This window comes from Mycobacterium sp. TH-M11 (assembly GCF_057473725.1).
Window position 1 is genome coordinate 1 of the sequence record NZ_JBYCLD010000493.1, and the last position, 4,164, is coordinate 4,164.

At 68.9% G+C, this 4,164-nt stretch carries 3 protein-coding genes and 1 pseudogene; all 4 read right to left on the reverse strand.

Annotated features, from left to right (window positions below; all coding sequences use genetic code 11):
* Positions 1-74: 74 nt before the first annotated feature.
* Positions 75-973: pseudogene (locus AC2VOG_RS18860) on the reverse strand (DUF559 domain-containing protein).
* A 165-nt stretch (positions 974-1,138) separates the two neighbouring features.
* Entirely contained in the window at positions 1,139-2,308 is a 1,170-nt protein-coding gene (locus AC2VOG_RS18865) for a M20 family metallopeptidase (RefSeq protein ID WP_486941357.1), read from the reverse strand.
* Complete coding sequence (locus tag AC2VOG_RS18870; protein WP_486941358.1) at positions 2,305-3,489, reverse strand: M20 family metallopeptidase; 1,185 nt, start codon at positions 3,487-3,489, stop codon at positions 2,305-2,307. The genes AC2VOG_RS18865 and AC2VOG_RS18870 overlap by 4 nt, the downstream gene beginning before the upstream one ends.
* A gap of 41 nt (positions 3,490-3,530) precedes the next feature.
* Positions 3,531-4,164, reverse strand: a 634-nt coding sequence (locus tag AC2VOG_RS18875; RefSeq protein WP_486941359.1) for a TIGR03086 family metal-binding protein, incomplete at its 5' end; no start/stop codon positions are given.

Genomic DNA, 4,164 nt, shown 5'->3' on the forward strand with positions numbered 1-4,164 from the left:
ACTGGCCGCGAGCGTGCGCGTTTGCACAGCGACACGCCGGCTACGACGGCATTCTGCGCACGCTCGAGGTCGGCTCACGCGGCTCGGGCGCGTTCCAACTGGGCCTCGATACGGCGGAGGAGTTCCCGCGGTCGACGTCGGACATCCTCTGCGACGATCACGACGACCACCCATCCCAAATCCTGCAATGCCGCAGTGCGTCGGCGATCGCGAAAGAACGACTCGGCGCCGCTGTGCCAGGCCACCCCGTCATACTCGACCGCGACGCGACACTCGGGCCAGGCGAAGTCCAGCCTCCAGGTGCGACCGGTCATATCGACCACTTCGTATTGGAGTGTCGGTGTCGGCAGACCACCATCGATCATGACCAGTCGCGCCTCGCTTTCCATCGGCGACTCCGCCTCAGCAGCAGCCAGTGCGAGTAGCTCACGAACGACGACGATGCCGCGCCGACCGGACTGCTGCCCGGCGGCATTGCCCAGTTCGCCACGGCTGCACGTACCGCTACGCAGGGCTGCGTCCAGCGTGGCCAGGGCCCGCGGTCGGCTCAGCGCGCGGGCCACCTCAATCGCCGTCCATGCGGGCGTGGTGAGAGGCCGGTCAGCCAACACGGTCAGTGGTGCACCCTACGCCGGTGCACGACCAGCCCGTCCGCGGATCGAAGCTGGCCGCCGCGTGGATTGAGGACGTGCAGATCGTCGCCACGCTCGGTGTCGAATCCGTACGCCGCGGCGGCGGTACCCAGACATGCGGCGACACTCGTGCCAGTTGCCAGGTCCAGGCCCCGCAACCGCAAGCGGACGTCAACGGCGTCCCCACGGCCATAGATGCCATACCAAACCTTGTGCAGTCCACCGCTTTCCAGCTCTGCTTGCAAGCCGCGGCGAGTCAGGAAGGTCAACGCCTGCGCAGAAGTGACCACCCCGCCCTGCTCGTCGAGCAGCCGACTCAGTCCGTCTTTCACGTCCGCCATCGTCGCCGTGTGACCCAAGCTGCGCCGCGAATGTGGGGCTGCCGAGGGCTGGTATGTGGACAAAGCCGCCTCTGTGTACAGGGCGGATTGCCGTGCGCGCCCGACGAGTGTGCGTGGCTGTACCGCGGTTGCGGCGTGTCGGCGTGCAGACACGCACACTCGCGTTCAGATGGCGGCGGCCTGCTCGACGATGTTGACCATCAGCCGCACCCCGATGCCCAGAGCGCGCTCGTCGAGGTCGAAGTTCGGCTGGTGCAGGTCCGATTGCGGGCCGTGACCCGACCAGACGCCGAGGCGGGCCATCGCGCCCGGCACTTCCTCGAGGTACCAGGAGAAATCTTCGCCGCCGCCGGATTGCTGGGTGTCGGCCAGCGCATCGGGCCCGATCGCCTCGATGGCGTGCGTGATGATGCGGGTCGAGACCTCTTCGTTGACCACCGGTGGAACGCCGCGGTTGTACTGCAGGGTGTGCTCGATGCCCAGTGGTGCCAGCAACGCCGTCACCGTCTCCCGGACGATGTCTTCCATCCCCAGCCAGGTCTCGCGGCTGGCGGTGCGGACCGTGCCGGCCAGCGTGCCGTGCTGCGGGATCGCGTTGGCCACCACGCCGGCATTGACGGCGCCCCACACCATCACGGTGCTGTTGCGCGGATCGATGCGACGCGACAGCACGCCGGGTAGTCCGGTGATCAGCGTGCCCAGTCCGTAGACCAGATCGCCGGTCAGGTGCGGCCGCGAGGTGTGCCCACCCGGCGATGTCAGCGTGATCTCGATCATGTCGGCCGCCGACGTGATCGGCCCCGGCTTCACCGCAATCTTGCCGACCGCCAGTCGGGGGTCGCAGTGCAGCGCGAAGATCCGGCTGACGCCCGACATCGCGCCCGCGGCGATGGTGTCGAGCGCGCCGCCGGGCATCAACTCCTCGGCGGGCTGAAAGACCAACCGGACGCCGATCGGCAATTCCGGCGCGCCCGCCAGAGCCAGCGCGGTCCCCAGCAGGATCGCGGTGTGCCCGTCGTGGCCGCAGGCGTGCGCGGCGTTGGGCATCGTCGAGGTGTAGGCAGCCCCGGTCCGCTCGGCCATCGGCAGCGCGTCCATGTCGGCGCGCAGTGCGACGCACGGCTCCCCGTCGGGTCCAAGATCGCATGTCAGGCCGGTGCCACCGGGCAGCACCTTGGGGTTGAGCCCCGCCTCGACCAGCCGTTCGGCGACGAACTGCGTGGTCGCGAATTCCTGGCGACCCAACTCCGGATAGCGGTGAATGTGGCGGCGCCAGCCGACGAGGTCGTCGTTGTGGGCGGCCAGCCAGGAAGCGGCGAGATGGCGCAGGCTCATGATGCCGCCCGCGCCGTCAGCGCCGTCAGCACCCGGTCGCGTTGCTCCGGCGACTCTGCGAGCCGAACAACTGTGCGCGCCAACATGATTGCGCCATCGATCACGGCCTTGTCGGCGGACGGGCCGGCAGCGGCCGCGGTGAACTCGGGCTGATGCAACGACGCACCACCGGCGTCGACTCCGACCATCGGATGGATGCCGGGCATCAGCTGGGTGACGTTGCCCATGTCGGTACTACCCAGCGGCACTGCCGCCTCGTATTCCGCCGCGAGCGGTGCGCGGCCCAGCCGGGTCATCTCCGCGCGGACCGCTTCGGCCAGCCACGGATCGGGGTTGAGCGCGTCATACATCGGCTCGGTGTGCTCGACGTGAAAGTCACAGCCGGTGGCCACCGCGCCGGCCAGAAAGCAGTCGCCCACTTTGGCTTCCAGGTCGGCCAGTGACGACGCATCGGTCGCGCGCATCGTGTACTGCAACTCGGTGTGCGCGGGAATCACGTTGGCCACCTGACCACCCCGGGTGACGATGCCGTGCATCTGCTGGCCCGGCGCCAGCTGCTGGCGCAGCAACCCGATCGCCACCTGCGCGACGGTCACCGCGTCGGCCGCGTTGATGCCCAGGAAAGGCGCGGCCGACGCGTGAGATTCCTTGCCGCGGTACACCACTCGGATCGCTGACAGTGTCAGCGAGCGGGCGGCAGCGATATCCACCGGACCCGGATGCACCATCACCGAGACCGCCAGATCGTCGAACAACCCGGCGTTGAGCAGCAACACTTTTCCGCCGCCGAATTCTTCGGCGGGGGTTCCCAGCAAGGACACCCGCAGACCCAGTTCGTCGGCGACATCGGCGAGTGCCAACGCCGCGCCGACCGCCGATGCGGCAATGATGTTGTGGCCGCAGGCATGACCGATCTCGGGCAGCGCGTCGTATTCGGCGCAGATGCCGACGGTCAGCGGGCCGCTGCCGTAGTCGGCGCGAAACGCGGTGTCCAAACCGCCCGCCGCCGCGGTGATCGCGAAACCGCGCTCGGCCACCAGGGTTTGTGCTTTCGCGCAGCTGCGGTGCTCGGCGAAGGCCAACTCCGGCTCGGCGTGGATAGCGTGCGACAGCTCGACGAGGTCGCCGCCGCGACGCCGTACTGTGTCGTCGACGCGATCCAGCGCCGAAGTTGCAGCCATCGTCGCAGTATCTCACCGCCCGTCGGCGGTGGGCACAACGACTAGCGGCGATCGCCCGCGACGACGGGCGGGTCCCATCGCGGTGAACGGCCGAGATGGGCCAGGATGCGGTCGAGATCGCCGGCATGCTCGGGCGATCCGATCGCCGGGCCGAACGGCGCGTTGTCAGCAGCACGGAAGTCGCCATCGGGAACGACGAGCGCCAGCGGTATCGCGGCGGCCAGCGCCTCGGCCGGAAGTTCATACGACCGGCCCAGCGTGCGGGCCACATCCCAGCCGTGAACGACGTAGTCGATGTAATGAAAGCCGATCGCCATCGCCCCGGGGAACGCCGCCTGGCCACCCAGTTCGGGCAGGACAAACGGCGCCTCGATCACCTCGTCGCCGGCGAAGGCGTCGATCACCTGCGCGGCGGCCGCGGCATAGGTGCCGGCCGGGTCGTCCGCCACCGCCGCGCCGACGCTCCCGGTGCGCCATACCGCCTCGTCGGCGCCGTGACCGCGCGCGGCGGCGGCGAAGCCGCGGTGTTGGACGGTCATGTGGGTGAGCAGATCGACGAGGTTCCAGCCGGCGCACGGCGTCACTCGCGGCAGATCGTCAACGGAGACGCCCGAAACGACGTCAACCGAAGCGAGTACCACGCTCCGGTGCAAGGAGCGGATGTCGTAATTAGTA

Excerpts from the sequence above, each read along its gene's own strand:
- AC2VOG_RS18870 (WP_486941358.1), bottom strand. The coding sequence starts at position 3,489 with ATGGCTGCAACTTCGGCGCTGGATCGCGTCGACGACACAGTACGGCGT.
- AC2VOG_RS18865 (WP_486941357.1), bottom strand. The coding sequence starts at position 2,308 with ATGAGCCTGCGCCATCTCGCCGCTTCCTGGCTGGCCGCCCACAACGAC.